The organism is Salinarimonas chemoclinalis (genome assembly GCF_041514305.1).
GTDB classification, from domain to species: Bacteria; Pseudomonadota; Alphaproteobacteria; order Rhizobiales; family Beijerinckiaceae; genus Salinarimonas; species Salinarimonas chemoclinalis.
In genome coordinates this window covers 40122-56348 of the sequence record NZ_JBGMWH010000002.1, presented here as the reverse complement: position 1 = coordinate 56348, position 16227 = coordinate 40122, and the positions used below count along the sequence as shown (strand labels likewise).

At 73.3% G+C, this 16227-nt stretch carries 15 protein-coding genes; 13 read left to right on the top strand and 2 right to left on the bottom strand.

Going from position 1 to position 16227, the window contains the following annotated elements:
• The first annotated feature begins 8 nt into the window (after positions 1 to 8).
• The 11 genes from AB9M23_RS04035 (at position 9) to AB9M23_RS03985 (ending at position 10600) form a co-directional block, all read left to right on the top strand.
• Positions 9 to 722: an ABC transporter permease gene (locus AB9M23_RS04035; protein ID WP_372422720.1), complete on the top strand. Its 714-nt coding sequence runs from the start codon at positions 9 to 11 to the stop codon at positions 720 to 722.
• Positions 715 to 1446: an ATP-binding cassette domain-containing protein gene (locus AB9M23_RS04030; protein ID WP_372422718.1), complete on the top strand. Its 732-nt coding sequence runs from the start codon at positions 715 to 717 to the stop codon at positions 1444 to 1446. The genes AB9M23_RS04035 and AB9M23_RS04030 overlap by 8 nt, the downstream gene beginning before the upstream one ends.
• A 66-nt stretch (positions 1447 to 1512) precedes the next feature.
• Entirely contained in the window at positions 1513 to 2340 is an 828-nt protein-coding gene (locus tag AB9M23_RS04025) for an ABC transporter substrate-binding protein (RefSeq protein WP_372422717.1), read from the top strand.
• A 110-nt stretch (positions 2341 to 2450) separates the two neighbouring features.
• On the top strand, positions 2451 to 3494 hold the full coding sequence (gene bchI / locus AB9M23_RS04020) for a magnesium chelatase ATPase subunit I (protein ID WP_372422715.1): 1044 nt from the start codon (positions 2451 to 2453) through the stop codon (positions 3492 to 3494).
• Positions 3491 to 5335, top strand: a complete 1845-nt coding sequence (locus tag AB9M23_RS04015; protein ID WP_372422714.1) for a magnesium chelatase subunit D — start codon at positions 3491 to 3493, stop codon at positions 5333 to 5335. Before bchI ends, AB9M23_RS04015 begins: the two co-directional genes overlap by 4 nt.
• Positions 5332 to 6243, top strand: coding sequence for an alpha/beta fold hydrolase BchO (gene bchO, locus AB9M23_RS04010; protein ID WP_372422712.1), 912 nt, complete (start codon positions 5332 to 5334; stop codon positions 6241 to 6243). The genes AB9M23_RS04015 and bchO overlap by 4 nt, the downstream gene beginning before the upstream one ends.
• A 201-nt stretch (positions 6244 to 6444) precedes the next feature.
• Positions 6445 to 7371 carry a coiled-coil domain-containing protein gene (locus tag AB9M23_RS04005; protein WP_372422710.1) on the top strand — a complete coding sequence of 309 codons (927 nt, stop codon included), beginning with the start codon at positions 6445 to 6447 and terminating at the stop codon, positions 7369 to 7371.
• Between the two features lie 90 nt (positions 7372 to 7461).
• Positions 7462 to 8022 carry an urease accessory protein UreE gene (locus tag AB9M23_RS04000; protein ID WP_372422709.1) on the top strand — a complete coding sequence of 187 codons (561 nt, stop codon included), beginning with the start codon at positions 7462 to 7464 and terminating at the stop codon, positions 8020 to 8022.
• Between the two features lie 586 nt (positions 8023 to 8608).
• Positions 8609 to 9280 carry an urease accessory protein UreF gene (locus AB9M23_RS03995; RefSeq protein WP_372422707.1) on the top strand — a complete coding sequence of 224 codons (672 nt, stop codon included), beginning with the start codon at positions 8609 to 8611 and terminating at the stop codon, positions 9278 to 9280.
• A gap of 22 nt (positions 9281 to 9302) precedes the next feature.
• Entirely contained in the window at positions 9303 to 9932 is a 630-nt protein-coding gene (gene ureG / locus AB9M23_RS03990; protein ID WP_372423749.1) for an urease accessory protein UreG, read from the top strand.
• A 62-nt stretch (positions 9933 to 9994) separates the two neighbouring features.
• Positions 9995 to 10600 carry a HupE/UreJ family protein gene (locus AB9M23_RS03985; protein WP_372422705.1) on the top strand — a complete coding sequence of 202 codons (606 nt, stop codon included), beginning with the start codon at positions 9995 to 9997 and terminating at the stop codon, positions 10598 to 10600.
• A 161-nt stretch (positions 10601 to 10761) separates the two neighbouring features.
• On the opposite strand, the gene AB9M23_RS03980 is transcribed toward AB9M23_RS03985, so the two are convergent.
• Positions 10762 to 12861, bottom strand: a complete 2100-nt coding sequence (locus AB9M23_RS03980; RefSeq protein ID WP_372422703.1) for an ABC transporter ATP-binding protein/permease — start codon at positions 12859 to 12861, stop codon at positions 10762 to 10764.
• Positions 12862 to 13026: 165 nt separating this feature from the next.
• On the bottom strand, positions 13027 to 13302 hold the full coding sequence (locus AB9M23_RS03975) for a DUF6455 family protein (protein ID WP_372422702.1): 276 nt from the start codon (positions 13300 to 13302) through the stop codon (positions 13027 to 13029).
• Positions 13303 to 13537: 235 nt separating this feature from the next.
• On the opposite strand from AB9M23_RS03975, the gene AB9M23_RS03970 reads away from it, so the two are divergent.
• The gene (locus AB9M23_RS03970; RefSeq protein WP_372422700.1) at positions 13538 to 15043 is read left to right on the top strand and encodes a replicative DNA helicase; all 1506 of its coding nucleotides are present in this window, start codon (positions 13538 to 13540) and stop codon (positions 15041 to 15043) included.
• Between the two features lie 7 nt (positions 15044 to 15050).
• Positions 15051 to 16226, top strand: coding sequence for an alanine racemase (gene alr / locus AB9M23_RS03965; protein WP_372422698.1), 1176 nt, complete (start codon positions 15051 to 15053; stop codon positions 16224 to 16226).
• Position 16227 lies beyond the last annotated feature (1 nt).

The following is a 16227-nucleotide window of genomic DNA, read 5'->3' as shown; positions in this document are numbered from 1 at the left end:
AGTTCCCGATGTCCGAGTCCCCCTTCGCCGCCGCCTTCGGCCTCGTCCTCGCGCGCGATCCGGCGCTCGTCGAGATCGTCGCGCTGTCGCTGCGCGTGACGCTCAGCGCCGTGGTGATCGCCTGCGCGATCGGCCTGCCGCTCGGCGCCGGCCTCGCGCTGGCGCGCTTCCCCGGCCGCGGCGCGGTGATCGTGCTCGTCAACGCGCTGATGGGGCTGCCGCCGGTCGTGGCGGGGCTCGCGCTCTACCTCCTCCTCTCCCGCTCGGGGCCGCTCGGCGATCTCGGGCTCCTGTTCACGCCCACCGCCATGATCCTCGCCCAGGCGGCGCTGATCCAGCCGATCGTCACCGCGCTCACCCGCCAGACGGTGGAGGACCTCTGGGGGGAGTATCGCGAGCAGCTCACCTCGCTCGGCTCCTCGCGGGTCCGTGCCATCCCGACCCTGCTCTGGGATGCGCGCTTCTCGCTCACGACCGCGGTCCTCGCCGGCTTCGGGCGGGCGAGCGCCGAGGTCGGCGCGGTGCTGATCGTCGGCGGTAACATCGCCGGGTACACGCGCACGATGACCACCGCGATCGCGCTGGAGACGAGCCGTGGCGACCTGGCGCTGGCGCTGGGGCTCGGGATCATCCTGCTCGCGATCACGCTCGCGCTCAATGCGGGCGCGTACGGAAGCGCCCGTCTCGGCGCCCGGCTGGCGGGGGGCGGCATCCATGCGTGAGACGCCCTCGATCCTGCCCCTGCGCCTGGAGGGCATCGGCTTCGAGGCCGGTGGGCGCCGCCTCCTCGACGGCGTCGATCTCGCCGTGCCGCGCGGCGCACGCATCGCGATCGTCGGCCCCAACGGCGCGGGCAAGAGCCTGACCCTGCGCATCGCCCACGGGCTTCTCGCGCCGACGAGCGGGCGGGTGGCCTGGTCCGGACCGGCGGCGGGCGCGGCGCGGGCGGGACGTGGGCACGCGATGCTGTTCCAGCGCCCCGTCCTGCTGCGCCGCTCGGCGCGCGCCAACCTCACCCACGCGCTGGCGCTCCACGGTTTCGCGCGCGCGGAGCGCCGGCGGCGCGCCGACGACGCCCTCGCCCGCTTCGGCCTCGCCGCGCTCGGCGATTCGCCCGCGCGGGTCCTGTCGGGCGGCGAGCAGCAGCGCCTCGCCATGGCGCGCGCCTGGGCGCTCGGCCCCGAGTTGATCTTCCTCGACGAGCCGACGGCCGCCCTCGACCCCGCCGCGACCCGCGGCGTGGAGGACGTGATCCGCGCCTTCCAGGCGGAAGGCGTCGCCATCGTCATGACCACCCACGATCTCGCACAGGCGAGGCGCCTGGCGGACGAGATCGTGCTGATGCACCGCGGGCGGATCGTCGAGCGCGCCCCCGCGGAGGGCTTCTTCACCCGGCCGCAGACCCCCGAGGGCCGCGCCTTCGTCGCGGGCGAGCTGCTGTGGTGAGGGGAGATCGGTGACGAGCGTCCCACAGAGCGGGCCTGGAGCCCGCCGCCCGAGAGGAGACACCCCATGTATCGTCGTACCCTGCTGAAGGCCGTCGTCGCGTCCGCGGCCCTGCTGCCGCTCGCCGGCGCGAGCGTGGCGCAGGAGCGCTTCATCACCGTGGCATCCACCACGTCGACGGTGAATTCCGCCCTGTTCGAGGCCATCCTCCCGGCCTTCACCGAGGCGAGCGGCATCGAGGTTCGCGTGCTCTCGCAGGGCACCGGCCAGGCGCTCGAGACCGGCCGGCGCGGCGACGCCGACGTCGTCTTCGTCCATTCGCGTCCCGCCGAGGAGCGCTTCGTGGCGGACGGGCACGGCGTCGCGCGCATCCCCGTGATGTACAACGACTTCGTCGTCGTCGGCCCGCAGGCGGACCCGGCCGGGATCGCCGGCGGGAGCGACGCGGTAGCGGCCTTCGCGGCGATCGCGCAGGCGCAGGCCGCCTTCGCCTCGCGCGGCGACGATTCGGGCACGCATCAGGCCGAGACGCGCCTGTGGGAGGCCGCCGGCGTCGCGCCGGAGGGCTCCTGGTACCGCGAGACCGGCTCGGGCATGGGCGCCACGCTCAACATCGCCGCGCAGATGCCGGCCTACGCGCTGACCGACCGCGGCACCTGGCTCGCCTTCGAGAACAAGGCTGATCTCGAGATCGTCGTCGAGGGCGACCGACGGCTGTTCAACCAGTACGGCGTGATCCTCGTCTCGCCGGAGCGTCATGCGCACGTGAAGACGGAGGACGCGCAGACCTTCATCGACTGGCTCGTCTCCCCCGAAGGCCAGGGCGCCATCGCCGACCACACGATCGACGGCGAGCCGCTGTTCTTCCCCAACGCCGACGAGCCGGGCGCCTGATCGTCAGCCGAGCGAGACAGGTATCGGTGTAAGCGCGAATGGCGCGCCCGCGCGCGCGCCGCTAGCCTCGACCTGAACGGACCACCGAAGGTCCGGATCGAGGAGAGGACATGCGTCAGGTCTACCCGTTCTCGGCGATCGTCGGCCAGGACGAGATGAAGCTCGCGCTGGAGATCGCCGCCGTCGACCAGTCGGTCGGCGGCGTGCTCGTCTTCGGCGACCGCGGCACCGGCAAGTCCACCGCCGTTCGTGCGCTCGCGGGCCTGCTCCCGCCGATGAAGGTCGTGGAGCATTGCCCCTACAATTGCGATCCGGCCAAGCCGCGGGGCGAATGCCCGTCCTGCGCGGCGCGGCAGGCGGCGGGCGCCTCCTTCACCGCCGTCGAGGTGCCGGTCCCCGTGGTCGACCTGCCGCTCGGCGCGACCGAGGACCGAGTCGTCGGCGCGCTCGACCTCGAGCGCGCGATCACCAAGGGCGAGAAGGCCTTCGAGGCCGGGTTGCTCGCCCGCGCGCATCGCGGCTTCCTCTACATCGACGAGGTCAACCTGCTCGAGGACCACCTCGTCGACCTCCTCCTCGACGTGGCGGCCTCGGGCGAGAACGTGGTCGAGCGCGAGGGGCTCTCCGTGCGCCATCCGGCGCGCTTCGTGCTCGTCGGCTCGGGCAACCCCGAGGAGGGCGAGCTGCGCCCGCAGCTGCTCGACCGCTTCGGCCTCTCCGTCGACGTGAAGACGCCCGTCGACATCCCGACACGCGTGTCGATCGTGCGCCGCCGCGACGCCTTCGAGCGCGATCCGGCGGGCTTCATCGCGCACTACGCCGACGCCGACACGCGGCTGCGCCAGCGGATCGCCGCCGCCCGCGGCCGGCTGCCGGAGACGATCGTCTCCGAGGCCGCGCTCGAGGCGGCCGCGCGGCTGTGCGTCGCGCTCGGCACGGACGGGCTGCGCGGCGAGATCACGCTGATCCGCGCCGCCCGCGCGCTCGCGGCGCTGGAGGGCGTCGAGGAGGTCGGCCTCGCCACGCTGCGCGCGGTCGCGCCGCTGGCGCTGCGCCACCGCCTGCGCCGCAACCCGCTCGACGACGCGGGGTCGGGGGTGCGGGTGGAGCGGGCGCTCGCCGAGGTGATCCCCGCGGAGGTTCTCGCGTCGTGAACGCGGAAGCGCCGCGGACGCTCTCGGAGACCTGGCGCGCCGCCGCCCGGGCCGCGGCGCTCGTGGCGATCGACCCCGTCGGCCTCGGCGGAGCGTCGCTGCGCGCGGCCGCCGGGCCCGTGCGCGACCGCTGGCTCGCCTGGCTTCGCCATCTCCTGCCCGAGGGCACGCCCTTCCGGCGCGCGCCGGCGGGCATCGACGACGACCGCCTCCTGGGCGGCCTCGACCTCGTCGCCACGCTGCAGGCCGGACGCCCGGTGATCGGGCGCGGCATCCTCGCCGAGGCGGACGGCGGCATCGTCGTCATCGCCATGGCCGAACGCCTGCCCGGCGCCGTCGCCGGCCGGCTCGCCTCCGTGCTCGACGGGCGCGCCGTGCGGCTCGAGCGCGAGGGCCTCGCCGCCACGCTGGAGACGCATCTGGGGATCGTCGCCCTCGACGAGGGCCGCGAGGCCGACGAGCGGCCGCCCGACGCCCTGCTCGACCGGCTCGCCTTCCTGATCGACCTCACCGCGGTCTCCCACCGCGAGACCGGGGACCCCGGCATCGACCCGGCCGCGATCGCGGCGGCGCGGGCGCGGCTGTCGTCGGTGGCGGTCTCGGACGCTCGGCTCGAGGCCCTGTGCGGCTCCGCCGCCGCGGTCGCGATCGCCTCCCTGCGCGCGCCGATCCTCGCCCTGCGCGCCGCGCGCGCGCTCGCGGCGCTCGACGGGCGCGGCGAGGTGACGGACGAGGACGTGGCGGAAGCGTTCCGACTGGTGCTCGCCCCGCGCGCCCGCGCTTTTCCGCCGCCCCCCCCGCAGGAGGGCGAGGACGAGACCGAGGCGCCGCCCGACGAGGCCGACCGCGGGGACCAAACGCCGCCCCCGGACGACCCTCCCGGCGCGGACGAGATGCCGCAGGATCAGGGGCCGGAGGAGACCGAGGAGCGTCCGCTCACGGCCGAGGAACTGCAGAATCTGGTGCTCGAGGCCGCCGAGGCGATCCTTCCGGAGGACCTGCTCGCACAGCTGCGCGCCGGCATGTCCGGCCTGAAGACGACGCGCACGCGCGGCGAGACCGGCGCACGCGCCCGCCCAGGCGTCGGCGGCCGCCCGGCCGGCTCCCGTCCGGGCGAGCCACGGCGCGGCGCGCGGCTCGACCTCGTCTCGACCCTGCGGGCGGCGGCGCCCTGGCAGCCGCTGCGCACCCGCGGTCGCGACCCCGGCGCCGGCGGTCCCCGCGTCGCGGTGCGCCGCGAGGATTTCCGCGTCGGCGTGCGCAAGCCCACGATCCGCCGCACCACGATCTTCGCGGTCGACGCGTCTGGCTCCTCCGCGCTCAATCGGCTCGCGGAGGCGAAGGGCGCCGTCGAGCTGCTGCTGGCGGAATGCTACGTGCGGCGCGACCGCGTCGCCCTCGTCGCCTTCCGCAACCGCGACGCCGAACTCGTGCTCGAGCCGACGCGCTCCCTCGCCCGCGCCAAGAAGGCGCTCGCGGGCCTCGCCGGCGGCGGCGCGACGCCGCTCGCCCGGGGCATCGACGCGGCGCTCGCCTGCGCCGACGGCGTGCGCCGCAAGGGCGAGGATCCCGCGATCGTGCTCCTCACCGACGGCAAGACCAACATCGGCCGCTCCGGCGAGCCCGGCCGCGAGGCGGCCCGTGAGGACGCGCTCGCCGCCGCCGGCGAGGCGCGGGCGGGCGGGATCGTCGCCCTCGTCGTCGACATCTCCCGCGCCGGCCAGCCGCTGGCGCGGGAGATCGCGGCGGCGATGGGCGCGCGCTATCTCGCCCTGCCCTACGCCGACGCCGCGACGCTCTCCTCCGCGGTGGCCGCGGCGCTGCCCGCGCAGCGCGGGTGATCGCGGTGGGCGGGCGGCTCGACTGGGCGCGCGACGGGGCGGACTGGCCCAACCGCGAGGCCTCGCGCTTCGTGCGCGCCGCGGGCGCGACCTGGCACGTCCAGCGCATGGGCCCGCCCGATGCACCGACCCTCCTCCTCGCCCACGGCACCGCCGCCTCCAGCCATTCCTGGCGCGACCCGATGCCGCTCCTCGCGACCGACTTCGACGTGATCGCCTGCGACCTCCCCGGCCACGGGTTCAGCGAGCCCATGGCCCACGGCCGCCCGAGCCTTTCCGGCATGGCGCGCGCGCTCGCCGATCTGCTCGCGGCGCTCGAGGCCCGCCCCGCGCTCCTCGTCGGGCATTCGGCGGGCGCCGCGCTGATGGTCCGCATGGTGCTCGACCGGCTAGCCGCGCCCGCCGGGATCGTCGCGATCAACGGCGCGCTGATGCCGTTCGACGGCATGGCCGGGCGGATCTTCTCGCCGCTCGCGAAGCTGATGGCGCTCAACCCGCTCGTGCCGCGCTTCGTCTCGGCGAGCGCGGCGGAACGCAGCGGCGTCGAGCGGCTGATCCGCAACACCGGCTCGACCCTCGACGCGCGCGGCGTCGAGCTCTACCGGCGGCTCGTCGCCGACCCCGGCCACGTTCACGGCGCGCTCGCGATGATGGCGCACTGGGACCTCGACGCGCTCGTCTCCGACCTGCCGAGGCTCGCGACGCCGCTCCTGCTCGTGGTCGGCGACCGCGACGAGGCCGTTCCGCCCGAGCACGCGCGGCGCGTGCGCCGGCTCGTGCGCCACGCGACGCTCGCCACGATGAAGGGAGCCGGTCACCTCGCCCACGAGGAGCGGCCGGCGGAGGCGACGGCCCTGATCCGGGCGCAGGCGGGCGAGTTCGGCCTCGTCGACCCGCCCCCGGCGTGATCGACCGGACTCGTGGTCGGAGAGAGTACCGCCGGCCGACGACCCTCCCGGCCGGGCCGAGACGTTTCCGACCTCGGATCGCGGTCCCCGCGGCGAGGTCCCCGGGCGTGCGGAACGGTCGCGCGCCGCGGGGCGTTGCCGTCACGCTCGCGTCCCGAGGACCCCGACGGACCGCGGGAGCCGCAATCGAGGAGACGCGCGATGCCAGACGAGACGAAGACCGAGTTCACCCGCCCGATACCCCTGACGTTGGCCATCGTCGCGGCGATCGGCTGGGTCGTCGCGATCTGGGCGCTCGTCTCCGCCGGCTCCACCGAGCAGGACTACGCCACGCGCCTCGCCACCCTCCAGGAGGAGCGCACCGCCGCCGTCGGCGCGCTGGAGGAGCAACGCTCCGCCGCCGGCGACCTCGACGCCATCCTCGTGCGGATCGAGGAGGGCGAGGCCCGGCTCGAGGAAGCGCAGGCCGCCGAGTCCGAGGCGACGTCCCGCGCCGAGACCCTCGCCGCCGACATCGCACAGCGCGAGGAGCGTCTGGCCGGGCTCGAGCAGGAGCTCGCCGCGCAGGAGGAGACCTACGCCACCCGCGAGGAGGAGATAGGCGGCTGGCGCGAGGAGATCGAGGCGGCCCGCGCCGAACTCGCCCAGCTCGAGAACGATCTCGCCGCCCGCTCGCAGGAGGTCGCCGACGTCGGCGCGCGCCTGGAATCGCTGCGTGGAGAGGAGGCACAGGCCCGCGAGAGCCTCTCCGCCCTGACCGAGGAGGCCGCGACGCGCAGCGAGGCGGCCGCGCAGGCGGAGTCGCGCATCCAGGCCGCCCGCGAGGCGGAGGCCTCCGCACGCGAGCAGATCGCCGCCCTCGAGGAGCAGCTCCAGGCGCTGGAGGCCCAGGTCGAGGCCGCGCGCCGCGGCATCACCCCGAGCCTCGGCGGCCAGCGCTCCGGCGACGATGCGGCCGCCGGCGGGACCGATGCGGCCGCCGGCGGGACGCCCACGACCGAAGGCGCGGACACGGACAGCACGCAGTCGATCCCGGCGGTGCGCGACGGCGATCGTCCCGCGGCGGCGAACGGCGGCCCCGAGTGCCGCTTCACCGACGGCGACTGGGTCTGCGCCCCCGCCGAATGACGCCGTCGGGCCGGGCGCGCGCCTGCTTTCCTCGCGCGCCCGGCTCGTCTATCGTCTCGCGACCAGACACGCACCTCGCCGCGAGAGATCATGCACCGCGCCACCTCCGTCGTCCGCCGCGCCGCCGTCAAGCCCGAGAAGGTCGTCGACACCGTCACCCTCGACCACGAGGGTCGCAACCGCCGGCGCATCGCGCTCACCGGCGACGGCGGGCTCGCCTTCCTGCTCGACCTCGACAAGGCCACCGCCCTCAACGACGGAGACGCCGTCAAGCTCGAGGACGGCGGGCTCGTGCGGGTGAATGCGGCCGCGCAGCCGCTCCTCGAGATCACCGCCGAGAACCCGCTCCGCCTCCTGCGGCTCGCCTGGCACATCGGAAACCGGCACACGCCCGCCGAAATCGCGCCCGACGCGATCTACATCGAGCGCGACCACGTGCTCGCCGAGATGGTCCGCGGCCAGGGCGGCCTCGCCCGCGAGGTGGAGCGCCCGTTCCAGCCCGAGCGCGGGGCGTACGATCACGATTGCGGGCACGATCACGGGCATTCGCACGGGCATGCGCATGATCATGGGCATCACCACCACGGCCACGATCATGCGCACGACCATGGCCATGGGCACGGCCACGGCCATCATCATCACGACCATTGATCGGCCGGGGGAAGACGGTGGCAGCCGGTCTCGACGCCCATCGTAGAGCCCGCGGGAACTCCCCTCTCCCGAGAAGAGCCTCTCTCGGAGAGGGGTGGGGGGTGTGGGGCGCCGGGCGATACGCGCCGCGTGACGGACACGCACCTCGCCCGCGCCGGCCTGCATCGCCTGGTCGCGCGATCCTGAACGCCCCACACGCCCGCCCCCTCTCCCTCGGGGCAATCCAGTGCACTGTTCTCGCAGGAGCAGACAACGGCAGCAGTCGTCATGCACGCCTTGGATGCAGCTCGCCGACATCCTCCCCTCCCCCTTGTGGGGAGGGGCCGGGGGTGGGGGTCGTCCAGGACGATCTCGACGCGGATGCAGCGGCGAGCACGGTCGCGACAGCTCGGACGTGGCTCGCGCTGCATCACGACCCCCATCCGCCCCCTTCGGGGGCACCTTCCCCACAAGGGGGAAGGAAAGGACTGCGCCGACGTCGCGCCTGGAACAGGAACCGGCAGCGATGCGTGAAACTCGTAGCCACGGTTGAGAGGGGAGAGCCGGCACCGGCCGTGCGGCGCCCCGTCGACGGGAGAGCGGGCGAATGACTCTCTCGCTCCCCCTCCTGATCTGGACCTCCCCCGCCTTCCCCATCGGCGCGTTCGCCTACTCGCACGGGCTCGAGTGGGCGCAGGAGGCCGGCGACGTGACGGATGCCGAGAGCCTCGAGGCGTGGCTGCGCGACCTCTACGCGCACGGCGCCCCACGAAACGACGCGATCCTGTGCGCCGAGGCCTGGCGCGCCGCGGGCGACCCGCCGCGGCTCGCCGAGCTGGCGGAGCTCGCGGTGGCGCTCTCCCCCTCCGCCGAGCGGCGGCTCGAGACGATCACGCAGGGCAACGCCTTCCTCGCGGTCTGCGCCGCGTCCTGGCCCTGCGCCGCGCTCGCTGCCCACCGCGCGCACATCGGCGAGGCCGACACGCCGCTGCCGATCGCCTTCGGCCTCGTCGCAGGCGGCCACGCGATCCCCCTGCGCGAGACCCTGGAAGCCCTCGGGCTGGGCTTCGCGCAGAACCTCGTCTCGGCGGCGGTGCGGCTCGGCATCGTCGGGCAGACGCGCGCGCAGGCCGTGGTGGCCTCGCTCTTGCCTGCGATCCGCGCGCGAGCCGAGGCCGCCGAGGGCGAGAGCCTCGAGGATCTCGGCGCCGCGGTTTTCCGCGCCGACCTCGGCGCCCTGCTCCACGAGACGCAGTACACCCGCCTGTTCCGCTCCTGAGGAGACCCTCGCGATGGCCCCGATGTCCCCCTCCCCCCACGGCCCGCTGCGCGTCGGGATCGGCGGCCCGGTCGGCACCGGCAAGACGGCGCTGATGGAGGCGCTGTGCAAGCGCTTCGCCGGGCGCTGGGACCTGTGCGCGATCACGAACGACATCTACACAAAGGAGGACGCCCGCCTCCTCACGGTCGCCGGCGCGCTGCCGGAGGAGCGGATCATGGGCGTCGAGACCGGCGGCTGCCCGCACACGGCGATCCGAGAGGACTGCTCGATCAACCTCGCCGCCATCGACACGATGACGAAGCGCTTCCCGAGCCTCGACCTGATCCTGCTCGAATCCGGCGGCGACAACCTCGCCGCCACGTTCTCGCCGGAGCTCGCGGACATCACGGTCTACGTGATCGACGTCTCCGGCGGCGAGAAGATTCCCCGGAAGGGAGGACCGGGCATCACACGCTCCGACCTCCTCGTCATCAACAAGATCGACCTCGCCCCGCACGTCGGCGCGAGCCTCGCGGTGATGGAGGCGGATTCCGCCCGCATGCGCGGCAAGCGGCCCTTCGTCTTCGCCAACATGCGCACGGGCGAGGGGGTGGACGCGATCGCGCGCTTCATCGAGGAGGCGGGCGGGCTCTCGGCGAAGGCGGCGTGACCGGTCCGGTTCTTGCGGGCGACCGCCCGGGGGGCGACTCCAGGACGAAGGAAGTTGGGGCGATGATGAAGATTTCCGCGAAGAGTGGCGCCAAGATCGGCGCTTTCGGCGCCGCGGCGCTGCTCGTTCTGGCGGCGACGCCGGCGCTGGCGCATGTCGGCCACCACCCGACGAACGGCTTCCTCGCCGGCCTGACGCACCCGCCGACGGGGCTCGACCACCTGCTCGCGATGCTGGCGGTCGGCCTCTGGGCCGGCATCGTCGGTGGGCGCGCCGCCTGGGGCTGGCCGGCCGCCTTCGTCGCGGCGATGACGGCGGCGGCGCTCTACGGCATGGTCGGGCCATGGCTGCCCGGCGTCGAGCTCGCCATCGCCGGCTCGGTGCTCGCGCTCGGCCTCGCCGTGGCGCTGCGCCTCTCGGCGCCGCTCGTGGTGGGCGCCGCCGCCTGCGGCGCCTTCGCGCTGGCGCACGGATACGCCCACGGCGCGGAGCTGCCGCTCGGCGCGGGCGCGGCGGGGTACGTCGCGGGCTTCGTGCTGGCGACGGCGGCGCTGCACGCGGTCGGCGTCCTGGCGGGCCGGCTGATGGCGCGGGACCTGCCGCTCTGGGCGACGCGGGGCGCTGGTGGGGTGGTGGCGGCGATGGGGGTGCTGCTGCTGGTGGGGTGAGAAGAGTAAACAGAATGCCAACTCCAGCTCGCTAGGATCGTCTCGAATTCGAACGATCGGGAGCGTCGGTGGAGAAGAGGTGGTGACGCAGGTCGCAGACTTCCTGCGGCACCCCTACGACTGGAGAGCGCCAGCCGCCCCGGCATTCAGCCTCTGACCCCCTACTCCGCCGCCGCCTTCTCCCGCACGTCCGCCGGCTCGTAGAGCCCGCCTTCGCCCAGCACCATGTCGATGCGCCGCTGGTGGAACGCGTTGAGCGTCGAGCGGTGGCCGATGGAGACCACGGTCGTGGCGGGCAGGCGCTCCATCAGGACGGCGTAGATCGCCTCCTCGGTCGGTTCGTCCATCGCCGCCGTCGCCTCGTCGAGCAGGAGCCAGTCGGGCTTGGCCAGCAGCGCGCGTGCCACCGCGAGGCGCTGCTGCTCGCCGAGCGAGAGCGTCTGCGCCCAGATCCGGTCCTCGGAGAGGAGCGGCGCGAGGTGGGCGAGGCGCACCGCCTCGAGCGCCGTGATCATCGCCGCGTCGTCGTAGACGTCCTCCGCCGCCGGGTATGCGACCGCGGCACGCAGCGTGCCGCCGGGAAGGTAGGGGCGCTGCGGCAGGAGCATGATCGCGGCCCCCCGCGGGCGCTTCACCGCGCCCTCGCCGAAGGGCCAGATGCCGGAGATCGCGCGAAACAGCGTCGATTTGCCGGTGCCCGACGGACCCGCGACGAGCACGGACGTCCCCGGCACGAGGGAGACCCCGTCGGCCCGCACGATCGCCTGCCCGTCCGGCAGGCGCACGACGACGCCGTCGAGAGCCAAGTCCGCGCCGTCGTGGTCCAGCAGCGCGATCTCGCCCGTCTTCTTCGCGGCGGTCCGCGCGCGGTCGATCGAGGTCGCGAAGGAGGTGAGGCGGTCGACCACGGCCTTGTACGCCGCGAGGGTCTGGTAGGCGTTGATGAAGAACGACAAGGCGTTCTCCACACGCGAGAAGGCGCCGGCGGTCTGGGTCATGACGCCGAGCTGGATCGTGCCGGCGAAATAGAAGGGCGCGGCGATCACGTAGGGCACGACCGAGTTCGAGTAGTCGTAGAACGAGGTGAAGGCGATGAGCCGTTTCGAGATCGACACCTGACGGAAGAAGTTCTGCATGATGAGGCCGAACTGGCGCCCGAGCGAGGCCCGCTCCGCGGGCTCGCCCCGCAGGAGCGAGACCTGTTCCGCGTACTCGCGCATGCGCGCCAGCGAGAAGCGGAAGTCGGCCTCGTACTTCTCCTGCAGGAAGTTGAGCCGGATCAGCGGCCGGCCGATCAGGTGCGTCACCCAGGTGGCGACGACGGCGTAGACGAGCGCGATCCAGAACAGGAGGCCCGGCACCTCGACGTCGGTGCCCGGGAAGGTGAAGTCCGCCGAGATCGTCCAGAGGATCACGGAGAAGGAGACCAGCGTCGAGACCTGAGCGAGCACGCCCAGCGTCAGCGACAGCGTCATCGAGGTGAACTTGTTGAGATCCTCCTGGATGCGCTGGTCCGGGTTGTCGGTCTGGTTCCCGAAGACCTGCATCCGGTACTGCGTCGCCTCGGAGAGCCAGCGCGCCGTGTAGTGCTCCGTGAGCCAGGCGCGCCAGCGCATGTCCAGCGTCATGCGGATCGCATACTGGTAGATCGCCATCGTCACGGCGACGACGACCCAGAACACCCACACGGTGAGCAGCAGGCGCCAGAAGGTCTCCGCGTCGCGCTCCTGGATGGCGTTGAACCAGTCGCGGTTCCAGTAGGAGAGCCGCACCGAGATCGCGACGAGCGCGAACTGCATGATCACCACGATCGCGAGGAACGTCGTGCCGATGGTGCGTTCCTGCGCCCGCACCATGGGGAACGGCCAGATCCGCACCTCGCCGACATCGCGGGACGTGAAGTAGGGGTCCGTCAGGATCGTGATCTGGCGGATGACGGGCAGCCGCCCCACGCCCGCGACGACCGCCGCGAAGATGCCCGCGGCCGCGGGCATCGAGACCGGGGGCGTGAAGTCCGCCATGAAGGCCGGCATCGCGCCGAGCGCATCGACGAGGTAGAGCGCGGCGAGCAGCGCGTGCGCCCCGGCGATGAGCGCGATCAGGATGCGGATGAAGGCCGAGACCTCGCGGGCGAGGTAGAGCACCGCCGCGAGCGTCAGCGTCGCGATCGGCACCAGCGGCGAGACCGGCAGGTCCGTGAGGAGCGAGAGCCCCATGAGGGCGAGGCCCGCCAGGGCGAAGAGAGCGCTTGTCTTGACCATGCGTTCCTGATCCGCAGCCGCGGTGAGCGATAGACGACGCGGGGGCGTCGCCGGGGGACGCGAACGCGCGGCAAATACGTGCGGAACAAAGGTTAATCCATGACCGCCCATCGCGGAAGCGCGGATCGCCCCCCGCGCGAATCGCCGCAGGGCGCACCCTCGCCGTCAGTGCCCCCGCGCACCGCGGACGTAGTCGGAGTTGGCGCAGAACAGCGGCGGCTCGACGAGCGGCTCCGAGCCGTCGAGGAAGGCGGAGCAGGCGGCCTTCTTCGCGCAGGCCTCGCAGACGGCCTGCGCCTCCCCGTGCGCGGCGCGCGCCGCCTCGTCCCTCGCGTGTGCGGGCGGTACGCCCAGGCGGCGCATCATCTCCATGAGGAGGACGGTCTGCGCCTCCACCCGGGCCCGGAGGGCGCCGGTGCCCTCGCGCTCGCTCTTCGTCATGTCTCGCTCCTCGTCCAGGCCCCGCTGGACCCTGATACGCGCGGGCGGCGGCACACCGCCTTGATCCAGGGCAAGCCCCCTCGTGCGATTTCTGCCGGAGCACGCCGCTCGCGCTGTGGAGAACGGGGATTGCGCGGGGGTGCGGGCGGGATGTGCGCCACGCCGTTCCCCGGCCACGATCGCCGGTCTAGGGTGACCCCGGACAGGAAAACGATTCGGGAACACGGACAGCACCATGGCCCAAGGCGCCCTCCTCGGCTCCGCACTCGTCGCGCGGCTCGACGAGCCCGACCGCGAGTATCGCCTCGCGCCGTCGAACGTCGAGGCGGAGCAGGCGCTCATCGGCGCGATCCTCGTCAACAACGAGGCCTACTACCGCGTCTCGGACTTCCTCGCGCCGGAGCATTTCCACGAGGAGCTGCACCGGCGCATCTACGAGGTGACCGCGAGCCTGATCAAGGCGGGCAAGGTCGCGACCCCGATCACGCTCAAGACCTATCTCGGCGACGCCGACCTCGGCGGGCTCACCGTCTCGCAGTACCTCGCGCGGCTCGCCGCGGAGGCGACGACGATCATCAACGCGCTCGACTACGGCCGCACGATCTACGACCTCGCCACCCGCCGGCAGCTGATCGGCATCGGCGAGGACATGGTCAACACCGCCTTCGACGCGCCGGTGGAATCCTCGCCGCGCGAGCAGATCGAGGAGGCCGAGCGCAAGCTCTTCGCGCTCGCCGAGACCGGGCGCTACGACGGCGGCTTCCAGCGCTTCACGGACGCGCTGACCGCGGCCATCGACATGGCGGCCAAGGCCTACCAGCGCGAGGGCAAGCTGTCGGGCATCTCGACGGGCCTCGTCGACCTCGACCGGATGATGGGCGGGCTCCAGCCCTCAGACCTCGTCATCCTCGCGGGGCGCCCGGCCATGGGTAAGACCTCGCTCGTGACGAACATCGGCTTCAACATCGCCAAGACGTACCGAGGCGAGAAACGCCAGGACGGCACGCTCGAGACCGTCAACGGCGGCATCGTCGGCTTCTTCTCGCTCGAGATGTCGGCCGAGCAGCTCGCCACCCGCATCATCGCCGAGCAGTCGGGCGTGCCCTCCTACAAGATCCGCCGCGGCGACATCGGCGAGGACGAGTTCTACCGGATCACCGACGCCGCCCGAGAGATGCAGCAGATGCCCTTCTACATCGACCAGACGGGCGGCATCTCGATCGCTCAGCTCACCGCGCGGGCGCGCCGGCTCAAGCGCCAGCGCGGGCTCGACATCCTCATCGTCGACTATCTCCAGCTGCTCTCGGGCTCCGGCAAGAAGGGCGAGAACCGCGTTCAGGAGCTCACCGAGATCACGACCGGGCTCAAGGCGCTCGCCAAGGAGCTCGCGGTGCCGATCGTCGCGCTCTCCCAGCTCTCGCGCCAGGTCGAGTCGCGCGACGACAAGCGCCCGCAGCTCTCGGACCTGCGCGAATCCGGCTCGATCGAGCAGGACGCGGACGTCGTCATGTTCGTCTACCGCGACGAGTACTATCTCAAGAACAAGGAGCCGAAGCCCGGCACGGAGGAGCACTTCAAGTGGCAGGCGGAGATGGACGCCGCCCACGGCAAGGCCGAGGTGATCATCGGCAAGCAGCGCCACGGCCCAACCGGTACGGTCCAGCTCTCCTTCCAGGCCGACATCACCCGCTTCGGCAACCTCGCCGACGAGGACAAGCTGCCCGAGCGGATGGGCGATTGAGGACGCGATGACCCTGCCGCACGACGAAGCCGCCGCGCCTTCGAACGACCTTCCAGGCGCAGATGCCGCCACGCTCACGATCGACCTCGACGCGCTCGGCGCGAACTGGCGCCTCCTGCGCGACCGCTCGCGCGACGGCGCCTGCGCCGCCGTGGTCAAGGCGAACGCGTACGGCACCGGGATCGAGCGGGCGGTGCCGGCGCTGGCGAAAGCGGGCTGCCGGACGTTCTTCGTCGCCCAGGTGTCCGAGGGCCGGCGCGTGCGCCGCGTCGATCCCGCGGCCGAGATCTACCTCCTGGACGGCCTCCCGCCCGGCGGCGCCGGGGAGCTCGTCGCGGCGAACCTGCGCCCCGTCCTCGGCTCGGCGGAGGAGGTGCGCGAGTGGATCGCGGCCTGCGGCGGCAGCGCACTGCCGGCGGCGCTGCACGTCGACACCGGCATGAACCGGCTCGGGCTCCCCGTCGAGGAGGCGCTCGCCCTCGCCGGCGAGGGTGCCTTCGCAGGGCTCGGCGACACGCTGCTGATGACGCACCTCGTCGTGGCGGAGGACCCCGGCCACCCGATCAACGCCCGGCAGGCCGAGGCCTTCCGCGCTCTGATGCGGGCCTTCCCCGGGGCGCGGACCTCGTTCGCGAACTCCTCGGGCGGGTTCCTGCCCGACGCGCCGGCCTGCGACCTCGCCCGGCCGGGCTACAGCCTCTACGGCGGCAATCCCACCCCGCATCACGAGAACCCGATGCGGCCGGTGATCCGGCTCGAGGCGACGATCCTGCAGGTGCGCGAGATCCCCGCCGGAGCCGGCGCCGGCTACGGCACGCACTGGACGGCGCCCGGCCCGCGCCGCCTCGCCACGATCGCGCTCGGCTACGCCGACGGCTACCCCCGCGCGGCGGGCGGGACGGACGCCAAGATCGCCGCCGGCACGCCCTATGGTCAGGCGCTCGTCGGCGGCGTGCGCTGCCCCTTCGCCGGCGTGCTCTCGATGGACCTCACCATCCTCGACGTCGGCGACGCGCCGGAGGCTTCCGCCCGGCGGGGGGAGACGGCGGTGCTGATCGGCGACGGGCTCGAGATCGACGAGGTCGGGATGCGCGCGGGCACGATCGGCTACGAGATCCTCACCGGGCTCGGCGATCGCTACCGCCGCGTCTACGTGGGCGACGGAAGCGGGGCGGGCGGCTGAC

Coding starts and splice junctions, on each gene's coding strand:
- AB9M23_RS04035 (WP_372422720.1), top strand. CDS start 9: ATGTCCGAGTCCCCCTTCGCCGCCGCCTTCGGCCTCGTCCTCGCGCGC.
- AB9M23_RS04030 (WP_372422718.1), top strand. CDS start 715: ATGCGTGAGACGCCCTCGATCCTGCCCCTGCGCCTGGAGGGCATCGGC.
- AB9M23_RS04025 (WP_372422717.1), top strand. CDS start 1,513: ATGTATCGTCGTACCCTGCTGAAGGCCGTCGTCGCGTCCGCGGCCCTG.
- bchI (WP_372422715.1), top strand. CDS start 2,451: ATGCGTCAGGTCTACCCGTTCTCGGCGATCGTCGGCCAGGACGAGATG.
- AB9M23_RS04005 (WP_372422710.1), top strand. CDS start 6,445: ATGCCAGACGAGACGAAGACCGAGTTCACCCGCCCGATACCCCTGACG.
- AB9M23_RS04000 (WP_372422709.1), top strand. CDS start 7,462: ATGCACCGCGCCACCTCCGTCGTCCGCCGCGCCGCCGTCAAGCCCGAG.
- AB9M23_RS03995 (WP_372422707.1), top strand. CDS start 8,609: ATGACTCTCTCGCTCCCCCTCCTGATCTGGACCTCCCCCGCCTTCCCC.
- ureG (WP_372423749.1), top strand. CDS start 9,303: ATGTCCCCCTCCCCCCACGGCCCGCTGCGCGTCGGGATCGGCGGCCCG.
- AB9M23_RS03985 (WP_372422705.1), top strand. CDS start 9,995: ATGATGAAGATTTCCGCGAAGAGTGGCGCCAAGATCGGCGCTTTCGGC.
- AB9M23_RS03980 (WP_372422703.1), bottom strand. CDS start 12,861: ATGGTCAAGACAAGCGCTCTCTTCGCCCTGGCGGGCCTCGCCCTCATG.
- AB9M23_RS03975 (WP_372422702.1), bottom strand. CDS start 13,302: ATGACGAAGAGCGAGCGCGAGGGCACCGGCGCCCTCCGGGCCCGGGTG.
- AB9M23_RS03970 (WP_372422700.1), top strand. CDS start 13,538: ATGGCCCAAGGCGCCCTCCTCGGCTCCGCACTCGTCGCGCGGCTCGAC.
- alr (WP_372422698.1), top strand. CDS start 15,051: ATGACCCTGCCGCACGACGAAGCCGCCGCGCCTTCGAACGACCTTCCA.